This window comes from Pseudomonas sp. PB101 (assembly GCF_009764265.1).
Lineage (GTDB): Bacteria > Pseudomonadota > Gammaproteobacteria > Pseudomonadales > Pseudomonadaceae > Aquipseudomonas.
Genome location: NZ_RWIR01000089.1, coordinates 72,277 through 88,611 on the forward strand (window position 1 = coordinate 72,277; position 16,335 = coordinate 88,611).

The following is a 16,335-nucleotide window of genomic DNA, read 5'->3' on the forward strand; positions in this document are numbered from 1 at the left end:
AAGGAAGGGCCCCTATCGTGACTGCCATCAAACTGATCGTTGGCCTGGGAAATCCAGGCGCTGAATACGAACAGACCCGGCATAACGCAGGGGCCCTTTTTGTTGAGCGCATCGCGAACGCACAAGGCGTGAACCTTGTGGCGGACCGCAAATATTTCGGCCTGACCGGGCGCTATTCGCATCAGGGTCAGGATGTTCGTCTGCTGATTCCCACCACGTACATGAACCGTAGCGGCCAAGCCGTAGCGGCACTCGCCGGTTTCTTCCGCATCAAGCCTGAAGAAATTCTCGTGGCGCACGACGAACTCGACCTGCCTCCGGGCGTTGCCAAGCTCAAGCAGGGCGGCGGCCATGGCGGTCACAACGGGTTGCGCGACATCATCGCGCAACTGGGCAATCAGAATACCTTTCACCGCTTGCGGCTTGGCATTGGCCACCCGGGCGTTGCCAGTATGGTTTCAAATTTCGTCCTGGGTCGTGCGCCACGCGCCGAACAGGAAAAACTCGATGCCAGCATCGACTTTGCCCTCGGCGTGCTGCCGGATATCCTCGCCGGGGAATGGAACCGCGCGATGAAAAACCTGCACAGCCAGAAGGCCTGACTCTTATCCGAGGGGAAACACCATGGGATTCAATTGCGGCATCGTCGGCCTGCCTAACGTCGGCAAGTCCACCCTGTTCAACGCCCTGACCAAGTCCGGTATCGCGGCCGAAAACTTCCCCTTCTGCACCATCGAGCCGAACAGCGGTATCGTGCCGATGCCGGATCCGCGTCTGGACGCCCTGGCAGCCATCGTCAATCCAAAGCGCATCCTGCCGACCACCATGGAATTCGTCGACATCGCGGGCCTGGTTGCCGGCGCGTCGAAAGGTGAAGGCCTGGGCAACAAGTTTTTGGCCAACATCCGTGAAACCGATGCCATCGCCCACGTGGTCCGCTGCTTCGAAGACGAGAACGTGATTCACGTCTCCAACAGCGTCGACCCGAAACGCGACATCGAGATCATCGACCTGGAACTGATCTTCGCCGACCTCGACAGCTGCGAAAAGCAACTGCAGAAAGTCGCGCGCAACGCCAAGGGCGGTGACAAGGACGCAGTGGTCCAGAAAGGCCTGCTGGAGCAACTGATCGCTCACTTCACCGAAGGCAAGCCAGCGCGCAGCCTGATGAAGAACATGGGCGCCGACGAAAAAGCGGTGATCAAGGGCTTCCACCTGCTGACCACCAAGCCGGTCATGTACATCGCCAACGTCGCTGAAGACGGTTTCGAGAACAACCCGCACCTGGACGTGGTTCGCGCCATCGCCGAAGAAGAAGGCGCCATGGTTGTTCCGGTGTGCAACAAGATCGAAGCAGAAATCGCAGAGCTCGACGACGGCGAAGAGAAGGACATGTTCCTCGAAGCCCTAGGCCTCGAAGAGCCTGGCCTGAACCGCGTGATCCGCGCCGGCTACGAAATGCTGCACCTGCAGACCTACTTCACCGCCGGTGTCGAAGAAGTCCGCGCCTGGACCGTCCGCGTCGGTGCCACCGCACCGCAAGCCGCTGGCGTGATCCACACCGACTTCGAAAAAGGCTTCATCCGCGCCGAAGTGATCGCCTACAACGACTTCATCCAGTACAAGGGCGAAGCCGGTACCAAGGAAGCCGGTAAATGGCGCCTGGAAGGCAAGGACTACATCGTCAAGGACGGCGACGTGATGCACTTCCGCTTCAACGTTTAACGTTACCCGCCCAAGAAAAAGCCGCGTTTGATACGCGGCTTTTTTGTGCCTGACATCTCCGTATCCCGTAGGAGCCGGCTTGCTGGCGATCCGGACACCGCGGTTATCAAGGCAAACCGCGTAATCGTTCATCGCCAGCAAGCCGGCTCCTACAGGTCTCCCGCTACTCAGGCCTTCTTGGTTCGCGGCAGGAAAATCGCCAGCACGCCAAACAATGGCAGGAACGAACACAGGTAGTACACATATTCGATGCCATGAATGTCCGCCAGATGCCCGAGCAGCGCCGCGCCAATCCCGCCGAAACCGAACATCAGGCCGAAGAACACCCCGGCGATCATCCCGACATTGCCCGGCACCAGTTCCTGGGCGTACACCACGATCGCCGAGAACGCCGAGGCGAGGATAAAGCCGATGACGACGCTGAGGATGCTGGTCCAGAACAGGTCGACGTGGGGCAGCAGCAATGTGAACGGTGCAACGCCGAGGATCGAGAACCAGATCACCGCCTTGCGCCCGATCCTGTCGCCGATCGGTCCGCCGAAGAACGTCCCCGCCGCTACCGCGCCGAGAAACAGGAACAGGTGCAACTGCGAACTGGCGACCGACAGGTCGAACTTCTCGATCAGGTAAAAGGTGAAGTAGCTGGTGAGGCTCGACATGTAGAAATACTTGGAGAACACCAGCAACCCGAGTACCACCAGCGCACTGGTCACTCGGCCCTTGGACAGGCCGTGGGTCGCCGCCTGGCCTTGCTTGAGCTTGAACAGGTTCAAGTGGTTGGCGTACCAGCGGCTGATCCGGTACAGCACGAACAGCGCAAACACCGCGAACAGCCCAAACCACGCCACGTGCCCTTGTCCGTAGGGAATGATGATCGCCGCCGCCAGCAACGGACCGAACGCCGACCCTGCGTTACCGCCGACCTGGAAGGTCGACTGCGCCAGCCCGAAGCGCCCGCCCGAAGCCAGGCGCGCCACGCGGGACGCTTCCGGGTGGAAGGTCGAAGAACCGATGCCGATCAGGCCCGCCGCCAGCAGAATCAGCGGGAAGCTGGCGACCACCGACATCATCAGAATGCCGATCAGGGTGCAGACCGTACCCGCCGGCAACAACCACGGCTTGGGATGGCGGTCGGTGTAGTAACCGACCCAGGGCTGCAGCAGCGAGGCCGTCAACTGGAACGTCAGGGTGATCAGGCCGACCTGGGTGAAAGTCAGGCCATAGTTGGCCTTGAGCATCGGATAAATCGACGGCAGCACCGACTGGATCAGGTCGTTGATCAAATGCGCCAGCGCCACCGCGCCGATGATGCGCATCACCAGGGGACTGCTTTGGGGCGTAGCGGACGCCGGCACTGAGCCGGACTGGGCGTTGCTGATAGCCATGGGAATTTCCAGACAACAGGAGGTACAAACGGGCAGGTGCGTCAATGTGCCATTTTTCAGTGCAGCAACGCCATCCCCTTAGCCTGCTAACGACTTGGTTTTTTCATCGCCACAACCTTGATGGCGCAAAGCCATGGTCTGAATCTTGCCTTCTTTGTCGGCTTGAACGCGGCTTCCTTACAAAGGAGGCCGACAATGGGAAGTTTCGCCACAGAGTCGGCCTACAGCGCGGACAAGGGTGAACTTTCGAGGCCTTTTTAGAGGGCACGAGTCGGCGGTGCGACAACCGCCGACGCACGCCAATAGTGCGTGGTGTCCAGAGGAGTCATGGGGCATGCAGGCTTTTTTATCGCCGGGGATCGGGCTGCTGGGGCGTTTTGGTTTTGCACGCAAATTCCAGCTGCTGTTTCTGCTGTTTATCCTGCCGCTGGCCGGCAGCCTGTGGATGATCGGCCAGGATTATCGCGACAAACTCAGCCTGATCTCCGGCGAACGCGCCGGGGTGCGGCAACTGCTGGCGCTCGATGCGCTGGATGACCTGCTCGCCGCCCAGCGTGATCGCGCCGCCCGCTGGCGCGCCACGGAAACCAATCGCCAGCCGACGCCGGCCACTCTCGCGGCGATGGCTGCGTTCGATGCGGTGCAACCCGCCGTCAGCCAGGCCACTGCCGAGCTGGGCAATGCCCTGCAAAAAGAAGCGGCCGAGGGTGAAACGCTGTCGCGTTATCAGGCCCTGCAAACCGCCCTCGACGGCCTCGACTCAAAAAGCCTGAGCAATGTCGGTTGGTGGCCGGATGGCTACGATCGCTTCACCAATGCCTTGAGCGCCCTGCAAGCCTTGCGCGAGCAGATCGCCATGGACAATCGCCTGACCCTGGCGCCGTGGCTGGAGACCTACCTGTTGACGCAGATCTCCACCCAACACGCACCGGACCTGATCGAACGAGTCGGTCGTCTGGCGGCGGTAGGTCAGGCCTCGGTGGTGTCCGGTCAGTTCACCCTGCAAAGCCGCCTGCAACTGCGCGACCTGCGCAGCCGCATCGGCGATGCGCGAGAGCAGTTGGTGAAAACCGCAGGCCTGCTCGAAGCGCGCTTGCCCAGTGCCCTGCAAACCTGGGCCGGGCAATATCACGACAGTCTCAAGCATCTGGACGCTGGCCTGAAGGTGTTGGATGACGGCGTGTTCGGCGGCAGCATCAACCTCAAGCCGGATGACTTCGAGCGCAGTCTCGATGCCCTGCTCTCCAACCTCGCCTCGTTGCGCCAGCAGTCGCTGCTGTCGCTGGACCAACGTCTGGATTACTACCACGATTCGGCGATCCGCCAGTTCATTGTGGTGGCTGCCGTGTTGGGTTGCCTGCTGTTGGCCGCGCTGTATCTGTTCATCTGTTTGCAGGCCTCGATCCGTCGCAGCGCCAGCGGCATCACGGTACTCGCCGAGGCCTTGCGCGATGGCAATCTGAGCCTGCAAGTACCGGTTCAGGGACGGGACGAACTGGCGGCCATCAGCACCGCGCTGAACGTCGCCGTGGTGCAACTGCGCACCAGCCTGCAAGGGGTGGATCACGAAACCCTGCAACTGAGCCACGCGGTGCAAACCCTCAACCATCATTCCAGCGACGCCCTGGGCGAAGTCGAAGCCCAGCAGTTGCAGATCAGCCAGATTGCCGCAGCGGCGACGCAACTGGCCGCCACCTCACAAGGGGTGGCCCAGAGTTGCGAACAGGCGTCCGGCAGTGCCCAGCACACCCAGCGGATTGCCGCCGACAGCAGCCGTGACAGCCAGCGCACCACCGCGAGCATCCAGCAACTCAACCAACGCTTGAACGAAACGGCAGCGGCGCTGGGCCGGGTCAGCGAGCAGGGACAGCAGATTCAGCTGGTGGTCGACACCATTCGCGGTGTCGCCGAGCAGACCAACCTGTTGGCCCTCAACGCCGCCATCGAGGCGGCCCGGGCGGGCGAACAAGGGCGTGGCTTTGCGGTGGTGGCCGATGAAGTGCGCAGCCTGTCGCAACGCACGCAATCGTCGACCGCACAGATTGCCGGCACGGTCGACAGCCTGCGTCACACCGTGAATGAGGCCGTCAATCTGATGGAGGCCGCGTGCACTCAGGCAGAGAGCGATGCACAAGCGGTCACCGGCCTCGGTGAACGGCTCGGGGAAATCGCCAGTGCGGTGCAGAGCGTCACCGATACCCTGGCGCAGATCGCCACGGCGGTGGATGAACAGGCCAGCACCGCCGACGAGGTCAGCGGCAATATCCAGCAGGTCGATCAAGCGGCGGTGCGCTTGCTCGAAGGTGCCCGCGCGGTGAACCAGGCAGCGGACACCTTGAGCCACGGCAGCAAGGCCCTGAGCGACAACACCGGGCGCTTCCGCTTGAGTTGAGTCCGCCAGGACTTCTCAGGCGCGGATCACCGCCTCCGGGAAGTCCTGCTCCAGTTCGGTCTTGAGCCAGTCGATAAACCACGCCACGTCCGCCGAGAGCTCGGCGGACGGCGTGAGCACCCGATAGCTTTCCAGCTTCACTTGCGCGTCCACCACCCGCACCAGCTTGCCGGTTTGGAGCTCTTCGCGCACCAGCACTTCGTTGGCCAGCGCAATGCCCTGCCCACTCTCGGCCACCGACAACGCGTGGTCGTTGTTGACGTAGAGCATGTCCGAATTGAGATGGATGTCGAGGTCGTTGGCGGCGAACCACAGGTTCCACCATTCGCCGTCATCGACGTGGATCAGGTTGTGTTTCACCAAGTCCGCGGGGCTGCCGATGGGCTCGACGCTGGCCAGGTAATCGGGGGAGCAGATCGGAAACACCCGCGGGCAAATCAGGCTGGTGCGCGAGTGGGCATACTGGCCGTCCACCCCGTAGACGATGCCCAGGTCAGCGCTTTTACCGTCGACTTCAGTGAAGGTGGAGTTGGGTTCAATGGCGAATTTCAAACCCGGGCGCAGATGCCGCATGGCCTCGATGCGCGGCATCAGCCAGCGCTTGGCGAACCCCGGCACCACCATGATGCGTAGCCAGCGCTCGGCATGCCTGGGCTGCGCTTCTTTGCCGGCTTCGATGATCAGTTGCAAGGCGGCGCTGATCTTGCGGTGGTACTTCTCCCCCGCCGCCGTCAGGTTGACCCCGCGAGAGGTGCGCTCGAACAGTTGGATGCCCAGCCAGTCTTCCAGCAGCTTCACATGGCGGCCGATGGCCGGCTGGGTCACGTGCAGGGCCTTGGAGGCTTCGACATAGCTGCCCAACCGGGCCGCGGCATCAAAGGCACGTACCGCGTTGAGCGGCGGCAAACGGTGGTCGGGCATGGTTTCCGGGCGCCTTTTGCTGTTAAATTTTTTAACAACCCCTATGTTAAAATTGAAGTTTCGCCCCCGCAACCCCTCGCTGATAATCGAGCCACAGCAGAACAAAACAACAGCTGGTTACAACACCCGAACGCAATCTCGATCCTGCCCAGAAAAATAATATCCATGGTCCGAAGGCCCGGCTGTCTACAGCACTCGCGGACGATGGGGGAATCGGAGGTAACGCATGAATGCCCTGCATTCGCTGCAAACGCTGGCGGTATCCATCCGCTCAGTGCGCAAAGTCTACGGTGATCCAAAGACTGGCCCGGTGGCGCTGAAAAGCATCGACCTGGACATTCGCGACAACGAGTTCTTCACCCTTCTCGGCCCTTCGGGCTGCGGCAAAACCACCCTCCTGCGGATGATCGCCGGCTTCGAGTTTCCTACCGAAGGCGAGATTCTGCTCTACGGCGAAAACATCGCCGACCGCCCGCCCTTCCAGCGCCCGGTCAACACGGTGTTCCAGCATTACGCGTTGTTCCCGCACATGACCATCGCCGAGAACCTGGCCTTCGGTCTTGAATCCCACCCGATGGGCAAGGTCCTGAACAAGACGCAAATGGCCGAACGGGTACGCGAGATGCTCGCCTTGGTGCAGATGGAGCGCTTCGCCAACCGCAAGCCGGCGCAACTGTCCGGCGGCCAGCAACAGCGCGTCGCTCTGGCTCGCGCATTGGCGCCGCATCCCAAAGTCTTGCTGCTCGACGAACCGCTTTCGGCGCTGGACCTCAAGCTGCGCCAGGCCATGCGCGAAGAGCTGAAAACCATCCAGGCGCGCACCGGCATCACCTTCATCTTCGTCACCCACGACCAGGAAGAAGCCCTGACCATGTCCGACCGCATCGCCGTGTTGTCCGAAGGCGAAGTGCAGCAGGTCGGCCGTCCGGAAGACATCTACGAACGCCCACGCAATCGCTTTGTCGCCGACTTCATCGGCGAAACCAACTTCATAGAAGGCACGGTCACCCGCGTCGAAGACGGCCTGGCCTGGTTCGCCGGCCCCGCCGGACATCCACTGCCCGCGCAGCCGTGCAGCGATGTGCGGGTCGGCACCAGCGTCGCGTTGTCGGTGCGCCCCGAGCGTTTGCATCTGGTGCCAGCCAGCACTGAGACCGCTCTGCCGTGCCGGATCGAAGCGCAGATCTACCTCGGCACCGACCTGCAATACCAGGTCAGCCTGAGCGACGGTTCGCGCCTCACCGTGCGCACCCCCAACTGCGTCGACCAGAGCAAGCGTTTCGCCGTCGGCAGCCAGGCCGGTCTGTTGTTCGACCAGGGCAGCGCCAGCGTCCTGCACGATTGAGCACGAGGAATTGCCATGCACGCTTTACCGATTGCCAATACCCTGGAACGTCGGCGGGCCTTCCAGAGTTTCCTCGGGGTCAGCCCGGCGCTGACCGCCATCGGCCTGTTCCTGATCGTGCCGATCCTGATCGTCATCGGCTACTCGCTGATGGAAGCCAACCCCTACGGCGGGGTGAACAAGGTCTTCAGCACTGACGCCTACACCTCGCTGTTGTTCGAGCGGCAACTGGACGACAGCCTGGCCTTCGCCGACTCCTACCTGATCATCGCCCTGCGCTCCATCGGCATCGCCGGGTTGACCACGATCATCACGTTGCTGATCGGCTTTCCGGTCGCGGTGTGGCTGGCCATGCAGCCGGCGCACCGTCGGGGCCTGCTGATCTTCCTGATCACAGTGCCGTTCTGGGCCAACCTGCTGATCCGCACCTATGCGTGGATTCTGCTGCTGCGCAACACCGGGGTGATCAACAACAGCCTGATGGGCCTCGGGGTCATCGACCAGCCATTGCAACTGCTCTACACCGACGGTGCGGTGCTGCTGGGGCTGGTCTACACCTACGCGCCCTTCGTCGTGCTGCCGATCTACGCCACGCTGGAAAAGATGGATACCCGCCTGCTCGAGGCCGCCCAGGACCTCTATGCGGGACGCCTGCGGACCTTGCGCAAAGTGGTGTTGCCGATCGCCAAGCCTGGAATCATCGCCGGCGCCATCCTCACCTTCGTGCCTTGTCTGGGTGCGATGATCGCCCCGGAACTGCTCGGTGGCGGCACCCGGATGATGCTCGGCAACCTGATCTTCCGGCAGTTCAGCGATGCGCGTAACTGGCCGTTCGGCGCAGCGCTTTCGCTGGTGCTGATGGCCGCGGTGATGTTGGTTCTGACGGTCTATGCCCTGCGTGCCGAGCGCCAGCGCATCGCCAAGGGAGGTGCGTGATGATCGGCCTGTTCAAACGCAATACGCTGGGCGTGCAGGACTTCCCCGGCTTCGGCGGCTTCAGTTTCCTGTTCTACCTGTACCTCTACGCGCCGATCGTGGTGCTGGTGGTGTTCTCGTTCAACGCCAACCAGTCGGCCACGGTCTGGACTGGCTTCAGCCTCGACTGGTACCGCGCGGCGTTCGCCAACCAGGCCCTGCGCCAGGCGGCCGGCAACAGCCTGTTGATCGCGGTCTGCGCCAGCATGGTCGCCACGGCCATCGCCACCCTCGCCGCCCTCGGCACTTCACGGGGGGCGAAGTTCAAGGGCCTGCAATTGTCGATGGGCGCGATCATGTTGCCCTTGGTGCTGCCGGAAATCGTGGTCGGTGTCGCCACCCTCGCGCTGTTCTCCACCATCGGTCTGTCCCTGGGCTACGGCAACCTGATCATCGCGCACACGGTGTTCTGCATTCCGTTTGCCTTTCTGCCGATTCGGGCACGCCTGAACGACATGGACCTGTCCCTGGAGCAGGCCTCGGCCGATCTCTATGCCGGCCCGTGGCGGACCTTCCGCAAGGTCACCCTGCCGCTGCTGATGCCGGGGATTTTCTCCGGGCTGATGCTGGCCTTCATCGTCTCGCTGGATAACTTCGTGATCTCGATGATGGTCTCCCAGGCCGGCACCACCACCTTGCCGATCTTCATCTTCGGTCTGTTGCGCATGGGCGTGACACCCGACGTCAACGCCGTCTCAACGCTGATCCTGGGCGTCTCGGTGCTGTTCGTCACGCTCTCTTATCTGCTGGGCAAAAAGAAAACCTGAACCTTCTACGTACTGTGGGGAAATAGCATGAGCAAGTGGATTAAAAGCATCGGCGCATCGTTGTTCCTGACCCTGCCGCTGACCATGGCCGGCAGCGTTCAGGCCGCAGAAAAACTCAACGTGGTGAGCTGGAGCGGTTACTTTTCGCCGGAGATTCTCGCCAAATTCCAGAAGCAGACCGGCATCGAAGTCACCGTCGACTCCTACGATTCCAACGAAACCCTGTTGGCCAAATTGAAACAGGGCGGTGCCGGTTATGACGTGGCAATCCCGTCCCACCAGTTTGTGCCGATCCTGATCAAGGAAAAACTGCTGGAGCGTTTCGACCCGGTCAACGAGCCCTACTACGCCGGCGTCGTCGACAACCTGAAAAAACCCACCTGGGACCCGGAAGGCGCCTATTCCGTGCCGTTCATCTGGGGCACCACCAGCGTGGTGCTCAACACCGAGCGCTACAAGGGCCCTGCCGACAGCCTCAAGGTGCTTTACGAGCCGCCGGCCGAGCTGCAAGGGCGAATCAACATGTTCGACTCGGTCAGCGACGTGGTGGACATGGCCAGCCTGTACCTGAACATCCCGCTGTGCAGCGAAGACCCGAAGCAGATGCAGCAGATCCTGACCCTGCTCAAGGCGCAGAAACCCTTCGTCAAGACCTACAGCTCCAAGGCCGGTTCGATCCGCGAAAACCTCGCCTCGGGCGAAATCGACATGTCGACCTTCTGGGGCGGTTCGTCGATGCGCGCCCGCGAGATGAAACCGAGCCTGAAATACCTGTACCCGAAAGAAGGTGTGCTGGCCTGGGTCGACAACATGGTCATCCCGACCGGCAGCAAGAACCCGGCGAACGCCAAGGCCTTCATCGCGTTCCTCAGCCAGCCTGAAAACGCGGCGATGACCCAGAACTTCCTCAAGCACCAGAGCCCGATCAAGGGTGTGGAACCCTTCCTCGACGCGGCCCTCAAGGACGCGCCGGAACTGCACATTCCCGAAGGTACTCCGGTGGTGTTCAGCAAGACCTGCGGCGAAGGCGCAATCCGCCTGGCCGACCGTCTCTGGACCAACCTGATGCGTTGATCGCCACCGCCCCGACGCAATGGCGGGGCGTTTTTCCAGCCGTCTGAAAGGCCGCTTGCAATGAACTCTAACAACATCAGCGAACTGGTCCTGCTGCAGGCCCATGAGCTCGCCGAACGCATCCGCCTGCGCCAGGTTTCCTGCCGGGAAGTGATGCAGACTTATCTTGCCCATATCGAACGCTTCAACCCGCAGGTCAATGCGCTGGTGAGCCTGCAAGCGCCAGAAGACCTGCTGGCCCAGGCCGATACCCGCGACGCCGAGCTGGCGAAAGGCCAATACCGTGGCTGGATGCACGGACTGCCCCACGCCATCAAGGACTTGTCCCTGACCCAAGGCATCCGCACCACCCTGGGTTCGCCGCTGTACAAGGACTTCATCCCCGAGCGCGACGGCATCATGGTCGAGCGGATCAAGGCCGCCGGCGCGATCATCATCGGCAAGAGCAACACCCCGGAATTCGGCCTCGGCTCGCAAAGCTATAACCCGCTGTTCGGCGCGACCGGTTGCGCCTACGACCCGAGCAAGACCGCGGGTGGCAGCAGCGGCGGCGCGGCGGCGGCGCTGGCCATGCACCTGGTGCCGGTGGCCGACGGCAGCGACATGATGGGCTCGCTGCGCAACCCGGCCGCGTTCAACAACATCTTCGGTTTCCGTCCGTCCCAGGGCCGTGTGCCCTTCGATGACAGCGCCGACCTGTTCATCGACCAACTTGGCTACGAAGGCCCCATGGCGCGCAGCGTGCGCGATGCGGCGTTGCTCCTGTCGGTGCAGGCCGGGGCCGATGCGCGGGCGCCGCTGTCGATTGCCGAATCCGGAAGTGCCTTTACCGCACCGCTGGAGCGGGACTTCAAAGGCACGCGCCTGGGCTGGCTCGGCGACTTCAACGGCTACCTGCCGATGGAAAAAGGCATCCTCTCGCTCTGCGAAAAGGCCTTTGCTGATTTCGAAAGTCTGGGTTGCAACGTCGAGCACGTTCAGTCCGAATTCGCGCCAGAGAAGCTGTGGAGCAGTTGGCGCACGCTGCGTCACTGGATGGTTGCCGGCTCATTGGGCGCGACCTATGCCGACCCGCAAAAGCGCGCCTTGTTGAAACCGGAAGCCTGCTGGGAAGTGGAAAACGGTCTGAAACTCTCGGCCACCGACGTGTTTGCCGCGTCGGTGACGCGCAGCGACTGGTATCGAGCGATCTCCAGGCTGTTCGAAAAATACGACTACCTGCTGCTGCCCAGCGCCCAGGTGTTCCCGTTCGAAAAGACCCAAGCCTGGCCCGCCTCCATCGAAGGCGTGAGCATGGACACCTATCACCGCTGGATGGAGGTGGTGATTCCCGGCACCTTGTCCGGCTGCCCGGTGGCCAACGTACAGGTCGGCTTCAACGCCACCGGCCTGCCCATGGGCCTGCAAATCATCGGCAGACACCAGGCCGACTTCGCCGTCCTGCAATTGGCCCACGCGTACGAACAGGCCAGCCGCTGGTTCCAGCGCTGCCCTTCGCCACTGCTTGGATGAGAGATTTTGATAAACGGTTGAAAGCGTAGAGAAATATTTTAGATTTATGCTTGACGCATCCCCGTTACCGGTGAATAATGCGCGCCACTTGGCTACATAGCTCAGTTGGTTAGAGCATAGCATTCATAATGCTGGGGTCCGGGGTTCAAGTCCCTGTGTAGCCACCAAGTACTAAAAACGGCTTACCGCAAGGTAGGCCGTTTTTTTATGCCTCGAAAAAAGTGCGCTGCGGTGACAGGGAAATCCTGCACCGCATACGCGCCTCGATCAGCGGCGAACCGTCGGCAATACCGACAACGCCTTCTCCCAGATCTGCCATGTGCGCAGCCAGACCATCGCCTGCCAATCGCTGTCCGCCGGGTAGAACTGCTCCAGCAGATTCAACTTGATCCCGCGCCCTGTCGCGTCATTCGGATTACCGTGCAGATGCAGCCAGTGGTCATCACGCAGATGCCGGTGAACGTCCGGCCCGGGATAGGTCCCGCACTCGATGACGAAAGGCATCAGCCGAACCTGTGGCAGCGCATTGATCAACGCCTGCGAGGTGTAGCCGGTTGCCGTCGCGGCCACGCCGGTTTCGCTGACAGTGTCGGCGCCGGTTTGCAGGCTGTAGAGCCACGGGCCATAGATCGCCTGCGCATCGGGCAGCGCCGGATAGGCGGACTCGGTGATGGTCAACAGCATCGGATGACCGTACTCGCCCGCCCCCGTGTGCAAGTCGAAACACATGGCGACCTCGGCATGGGCCATATGCTTTTGCATGATTTGGTGCAGCATGCGGTTCGACCAGCTCGGCGCCAGCCCGCCGAAAAACAGACCGTCGGGATGCGCATGCTGACCACCCTCGACGATCGACATGACGGCTGGCCAGCCGTGCAGGCGAATCTGCTCGTCGAGCAAGGCATCGGCACGCTCACGCTCGGGGCCGTGCAACTGCGGGCAGGCATAGATTGCATGCAGGGCGTTGTAGGCCTGGTTGTCCGGCAGCGGGCGCTGGAAATCCAGGTGATTGCGGTTGAGGTCGATGTTGTCTTCGTTGACCCGACGCAACCACGCCATGCCCCAGGGGTTGATGGCGTGGATCATGACCACGGCGACATCCGCCGGCAGGGTGCGCTTGCCCAACTCTTGCAGCCATTTGATCTGGCAGCCCGAGCCATAGAAGCCTTCGACCCCGTGGGTGCCGCTCAGCGCGATCAGCAACCGCTTGGCGCCCGGATCACCCAGCACCGCCACGTCGGTGCTCAGTTGTTCGCCGAACGGTCCTGTGAGCGGGTGTGGATACTCTGTCAGCGTTGCGCCTGCGTCAGTCGCTGCCGCCAGGAACTGTTCGCGCTGAGTGCGATAACTCGGCTGGGTGGGGAACTCGGTCTGCATGTCTGCCTCTTGTAAATTTTCTGGCCTGCCTGTGGCAATGACCCTACAGAAAATCCTGCGATTGATGAAGGACAAAAACATCGGTGCCCTGGACCCGGTTTGCGTCCCTCCCGGTCGGCCGATAAAGTCCACTGATCCCAGATCCAACGGACGGAGTGCCCCACGTGTTCTCAACCCTCCCCTTGCGCCGCTATCGCCTGCCTGCCCTGCTTCTGCTCGCCAGTGCCTTGAACCTGGCCGCCTGCAACAACGCTACGGTGCCGACGCTACCGCTCGCACCGGAAAGCGCTTCGGGCTTTCGCACCGACCTGAAGACTCAGCACGCCGAGAAATACATGGCCGCGGCGGCCAACCCGCTGGCGGCCGAAGCCGGGCGGGAGATGCTGCGCCGGGGCGGCTCGGCCATCGATGCCGCGATTGCGATGCAAGCGGTGTTGACGCTGGTCGAGCCACAGTCTTCGGGCATTGGTGGCGGTGCGTTGATCGTGCTCTGGGACGGCAAGGCCGTGCGCACCTACGACGGCCGTGAAACCGCCCCGGCCGGCGCCACCGAGAAGCTGTTCCTGCAAGCCAACGGGCAACCGATGGGCTTCAAGGAGGCACAGATCGGTGGTCGCTCGGTGGGTACACCCGGTGTGCTGCGCGCTTTGGAACTGGCCCATCAAAAACACGGACGCCTGCCCTGGGCGCAGCTGTTTGAGCCGGCCATCCAGCTCGCCGAGCAAGGCTTTGCCATTTCGCCGCGCCTGCACCAGTTGATCGCCGCGGATTCGTCCATGCCGCGCTCGCCGGAAATGATGGCCTACTTTCGCAATGCCGATGGCAGCCCCAAAGCCGTCGGCACGAACCTGAAGAACCCGGCATTGGCCGCCGTGTTCAAACGCATCGCCGACGAAGGTCCGGATGTCTTGTACAAAGGCCCGGTTGCCGAAGAAATCGCGGCCAAGGTGCAGGGGCACGTCAACCCTGGCAGCTTGTCCGTGAGCGACCTCGCCCATTACCAGGCCAGGGAGCGCGCGCCGCTGTGTACCGACTACAAGCGCTGGCAAGTCTGCGGCATGCCGCCACCGTCGTCGGGCGGGATCGCCGTGGCGCAGATCCTCGGGACCCTGCAAGCCCTGGAAGCTCGCGACAAGCGCCTGGCGCTGGCGCCGCTGAAACCGGTCAAGACCACCGCCCCGGCTGGCATCGAACCCGACCCGCAAGCCGTGCACCTGATCTCGGAAGCCGAACGCCTGGCCTACGCCGACCGCGCACAGTACGTCGCCGACACCGACTTCGTACCCGTGCCGGTCAAGGGCCTGGTCGACCCGACCTACCTCGCCAGCCGCGCCTCCCTGATCGGCGAGCGCAGCATGGGCACGGCCAAACCCGGCACTCCACCGGGCATTCAGGTGGCCTACGCGCCGGACCGTTCGCCGCTGCGGATTTCCACCTCGCAAGTGGTGGCCGTCGATGACGCGGGCGGCGCCGTGTCGATGACCACCACCATCGAGTCAGCGTTCGGCTCGCACATCATGGTTCAGGGTTTCATGCTCAACAACGAGATGACCGACTTCTCGTTCATCCCCGAGGAGAACGGGCAGAAAGTCGCCAACCGCGTCGAACCCGGCAAACGCCCGCGCTCCTCCATGGCGCCAACCCTGATCTTCGATCGCCAGAGCGGTGAATTCCTCGCGACTGTCGGCTCCCCCGGCGGCTCGCAAATCATCGAATACGTGGCCAAGTCCGCCATCGGCCTGCTCGACTGGAACCTCGATGCCCAGGCGGCCATCAACCTGCCCAACTTCGGCAGCCGCAATGGCCCCACCGAACTGGAACAGGGCCAGTTCAGCCCCGCGCTGATTCAGGCGCTGAAGGACAAAGGGCACAGCGTGAGCGAGATCGACATGACCAGCGGCACCCAGGCGATTGTTCGGGTCAAGGACGCGCAAGGCAAAGCGTCGCTGACAGGCGGGGCCGATCCACGGCGTGAAGGGCAAGCGCAGGGGGATTAATTCGTACGCTGGAATGAAAAATGGCTTACCGGTAGGTAGGCCTTTTTTATAGATAAAGAGTCCAGGACGCCTCGATCCCGCTGCTTTTTCCTACCCACAAACAATTGCGTCCTGGTTAGAGTTTCCGCGCCTCCACAGACTTGCATCAGTCCCGCCTTGGGACTAGGATCATGCCATGAGAATCATCGCCATCAGTCATCTGAAGCAATTTTGGGAGAGATACCCGAGCGCGGAACAACCCTTGTTGGCCTGGATTGACGAGGTAAGGAATGCAGCCTGGAGAACACCTACCGACATAAAGCTGCACTTCGCTACAGCCAGTATCCTCAAAAGCCGCAGAGTCGTGTTCAACATCAAGGGTAACGATTTCAGACTGATAGTCGCCGTGGCCTATCGCTTTGGCGCCGTGTACATAAAATTTGTCGGAACTCACAAGCAGTACGACGCAGTCGACGCTGATAACGTCGAAATGGAGTAACCCATGAACATTCGCCCGATTCACACCGAAGAGGATTACCGCGCCGCTCTCAAGAGCGTGTCTGCACTGTTTGAGAATGAACCAGAAATTGGCACTCCCGAGGGAGATTACTTTGACATCATGATTACGCTGATCGAATCGTATGAGTCGAAGCACTTCCCGGTCGACTTACCCAATCCTATCGATGCGATCAAGTTCAGGATGGAGCAGTCCGGGTTGTCCGCTGCCGATCTTGCGCCTGCCATCGGCCGCACAAATCGTGTTTATGAAGTACTCAATGGCAAACGAGCGTTGACGCTTCCGATGATCTGGAAACTGCACGAGCTATTCGGGATACCCGCCCAGAGCCTGATCAAACCGGTCAAGCACGTTTGATCGGGCTCAGCT

At 61.8% G+C, this 16,335-nt stretch carries 14 protein-coding genes and 1 tRNA gene; 12 read left to right on the forward strand and 3 right to left on the reverse strand.

All coding sequences use genetic code 11. From position 1 onward, the window contains the following. Positions 1–17 precede the first annotated feature (17 nt). Positions 18–602 carry an aminoacyl-tRNA hydrolase gene (gene pth / locus EI969_RS27175; protein WP_046030136.1) on the forward strand — a complete coding sequence of 195 codons (585 nt, stop codon included), beginning with the start codon at positions 18–20 and terminating at the stop codon, positions 600–602. A 22-nt stretch (positions 603–624) separates the two neighbouring features. Next, positions 625–1,725: a redox-regulated ATPase YchF gene (gene ychF / locus EI969_RS27180; protein WP_060539413.1), complete on the forward strand. Its 1,101-nt coding sequence runs from the start codon at positions 625–627 to the stop codon at positions 1,723–1,725. 167 nt (positions 1,726–1,892) lie between these two features. On the opposite strand, the gene EI969_RS27185 is transcribed toward ychF, so the two are convergent. Continuing rightward, positions 1,893–3,110 carry an MFS transporter gene (locus EI969_RS27185; RefSeq protein WP_160390426.1) on the reverse strand — a complete coding sequence of 406 codons (1,218 nt, stop codon included), beginning with the start codon at positions 3,108–3,110 and terminating at the stop codon, positions 1,893–1,895. A 334-nt stretch (positions 3,111–3,444) separates the two neighbouring features. Between EI969_RS27185 and EI969_RS27190 the strand changes: the two genes are divergently transcribed. Beyond that, positions 3,445–5,502, forward strand: a complete 2,058-nt coding sequence (locus EI969_RS27190; protein WP_160390427.1) for a methyl-accepting chemotaxis protein — start codon at positions 3,445–3,447, stop codon at positions 5,500–5,502. Positions 5,503–5,517: 15 nt separating this feature from the next. Here the strand turns inward: EI969_RS27190 and EI969_RS27195 are convergent, their stop codons facing one another. Next, positions 5,518–6,423 carry a LysR substrate-binding domain-containing protein gene (locus EI969_RS27195; protein WP_160390428.1) on the reverse strand — a complete coding sequence of 302 codons (906 nt, stop codon included), beginning with the start codon at positions 6,421–6,423 and terminating at the stop codon, positions 5,518–5,520. 226 nt (positions 6,424–6,649) lie between these two features. Here EI969_RS27195 and EI969_RS27200 point away from each other — a divergent pair, with 226 nt between their 5' ends. The 6 genes from EI969_RS27200 to EI969_RS27225 all read left to right on the forward strand — a co-directional run bounded on the left by EI969_RS27200 (position 6,650) and on the right by EI969_RS27225 (position 12,263). Then, positions 6,650–7,768: an ABC transporter ATP-binding protein gene (locus EI969_RS27200; RefSeq protein WP_160390429.1), complete on the forward strand. Its 1,119-nt coding sequence runs from the start codon at positions 6,650–6,652 to the stop codon at positions 7,766–7,768. Between the two features lie 15 nt (positions 7,769–7,783). Continuing rightward, positions 7,784–8,704 carry an ABC transporter permease gene (locus EI969_RS27205; protein ID WP_160390430.1) on the forward strand — a complete coding sequence of 307 codons (921 nt, stop codon included), beginning with the start codon at positions 7,784–7,786 and terminating at the stop codon, positions 8,702–8,704. Next, on the forward strand, positions 8,704–9,510 hold the full coding sequence (locus EI969_RS27210; protein ID WP_178120847.1) for an ABC transporter permease: 807 nt from the start codon (positions 8,704–8,706) through the stop codon (positions 9,508–9,510). Before EI969_RS27205 ends, EI969_RS27210 begins: the two co-directional genes overlap by 1 nt. Positions 9,511–9,537: 27 nt before the next feature. Then, positions 9,538–10,584 (forward strand): extracellular solute-binding protein, encoded by a 1,047-nt coding sequence (locus tag EI969_RS27215; protein ID WP_160390432.1) that lies wholly within the window; start codon positions 9,538–9,540, stop codon positions 10,582–10,584. A gap of 60 nt (positions 10,585–10,644) precedes the next feature. Next, complete coding sequence (locus EI969_RS27220; protein ID WP_160390433.1) at positions 10,645–12,096, forward strand: amidase; 1,452 nt, start codon at positions 10,645–10,647, stop codon at positions 12,094–12,096. 90 nt (positions 12,097–12,186) lie between these two features. Further along, positions 12,187–12,263: transfer RNA gene (locus EI969_RS27225), tRNA-Met, on the forward strand. A gap of 100 nt (positions 12,264–12,363) precedes the next feature. Here the strand turns inward: EI969_RS27225 and EI969_RS27230 are convergent. Next, positions 12,364–13,473, reverse strand: coding sequence for a M14 family metallopeptidase (locus EI969_RS27230; RefSeq protein WP_160390434.1), 1,110 nt, complete (start codon positions 13,471–13,473; stop codon positions 12,364–12,366). A gap of 164 nt (positions 13,474–13,637) precedes the next feature. Between EI969_RS27230 and ggt the strand changes: the two genes are divergently transcribed. The 3 genes from ggt (at position 13,638) to EI969_RS27245 (ending at position 16,323) form a co-directional block, all read left to right on the forward strand. Further along, complete coding sequence (ggt, locus tag EI969_RS27235) at positions 13,638–15,470, forward strand: gamma-glutamyltransferase (RefSeq protein ID WP_160390435.1); 1,833 nt, start codon at positions 13,638–13,640, stop codon at positions 15,468–15,470. A gap of 175 nt (positions 15,471–15,645) precedes the next feature. Continuing rightward, positions 15,646–15,948, forward strand: coding sequence for a type II toxin-antitoxin system HigB family toxin (locus tag EI969_RS27240; RefSeq protein ID WP_160390436.1), 303 nt, complete (start codon positions 15,646–15,648; stop codon positions 15,946–15,948). 3 nt (positions 15,949–15,951) lie between these two features. Next, the gene (locus tag EI969_RS27245; RefSeq protein WP_160390437.1) at positions 15,952–16,323 is read left to right on the forward strand and encodes a type II toxin-antitoxin system HigA family antitoxin; all 372 of its coding nucleotides are present in this window, start codon (positions 15,952–15,954) and stop codon (positions 16,321–16,323) included. Positions 16,324–16,335 lie beyond the last annotated feature (12 nt).

What these genes read in the sequence shown, in the direction of transcription:
- ychF (WP_060539413.1), top strand. Translation starts at nt 625, where the DNA reads ATGGGATTCAATTGCGGCATCGTCGGCCTGCCTAACGTCGGCAAGTCC.
- EI969_RS27185 (WP_160390426.1), bottom strand. Translation starts at nt 3,110, where the DNA reads ATGGCTATCAGCAACGCCCAGTCCGGCTCAGTGCCGGCGTCCGCTACG.
- EI969_RS27190 (WP_160390427.1), top strand. Translation starts at nt 3,445, where the DNA reads ATGCAGGCTTTTTTATCGCCGGGGATCGGGCTGCTGGGGCGTTTTGGT.
- EI969_RS27195 (WP_160390428.1), bottom strand. Translation starts at nt 6,423, where the DNA reads ATGCCCGACCACCGTTTGCCGCCGCTCAACGCGGTACGTGCCTTTGAT.
- EI969_RS27200 (WP_160390429.1), top strand. Translation starts at nt 6,650, where the DNA reads ATGAATGCCCTGCATTCGCTGCAAACGCTGGCGGTATCCATCCGCTCA.
- EI969_RS27205 (WP_160390430.1), top strand. Translation starts at nt 7,784, where the DNA reads ATGCACGCTTTACCGATTGCCAATACCCTGGAACGTCGGCGGGCCTTC.
- EI969_RS27210 (WP_178120847.1), top strand. Translation starts at nt 8,704, where the DNA reads ATGATCGGCCTGTTCAAACGCAATACGCTGGGCGTGCAGGACTTCCCC.
- EI969_RS27215 (WP_160390432.1), top strand. Translation starts at nt 9,538, where the DNA reads ATGAGCAAGTGGATTAAAAGCATCGGCGCATCGTTGTTCCTGACCCTG.
- EI969_RS27220 (WP_160390433.1), top strand. Translation starts at nt 10,645, where the DNA reads ATGAACTCTAACAACATCAGCGAACTGGTCCTGCTGCAGGCCCATGAG.
- EI969_RS27230 (WP_160390434.1), bottom strand. Translation starts at nt 13,473, where the DNA reads ATGCAGACCGAGTTCCCCACCCAGCCGAGTTATCGCACTCAGCGCGAA.
- EI969_RS27240 (WP_160390436.1), top strand. Translation starts at nt 15,646, where the DNA reads ATGAGAATCATCGCCATCAGTCATCTGAAGCAATTTTGGGAGAGATAC.
- EI969_RS27245 (WP_160390437.1), top strand. Translation starts at nt 15,952, where the DNA reads ATGAACATTCGCCCGATTCACACCGAAGAGGATTACCGCGCCGCTCTC.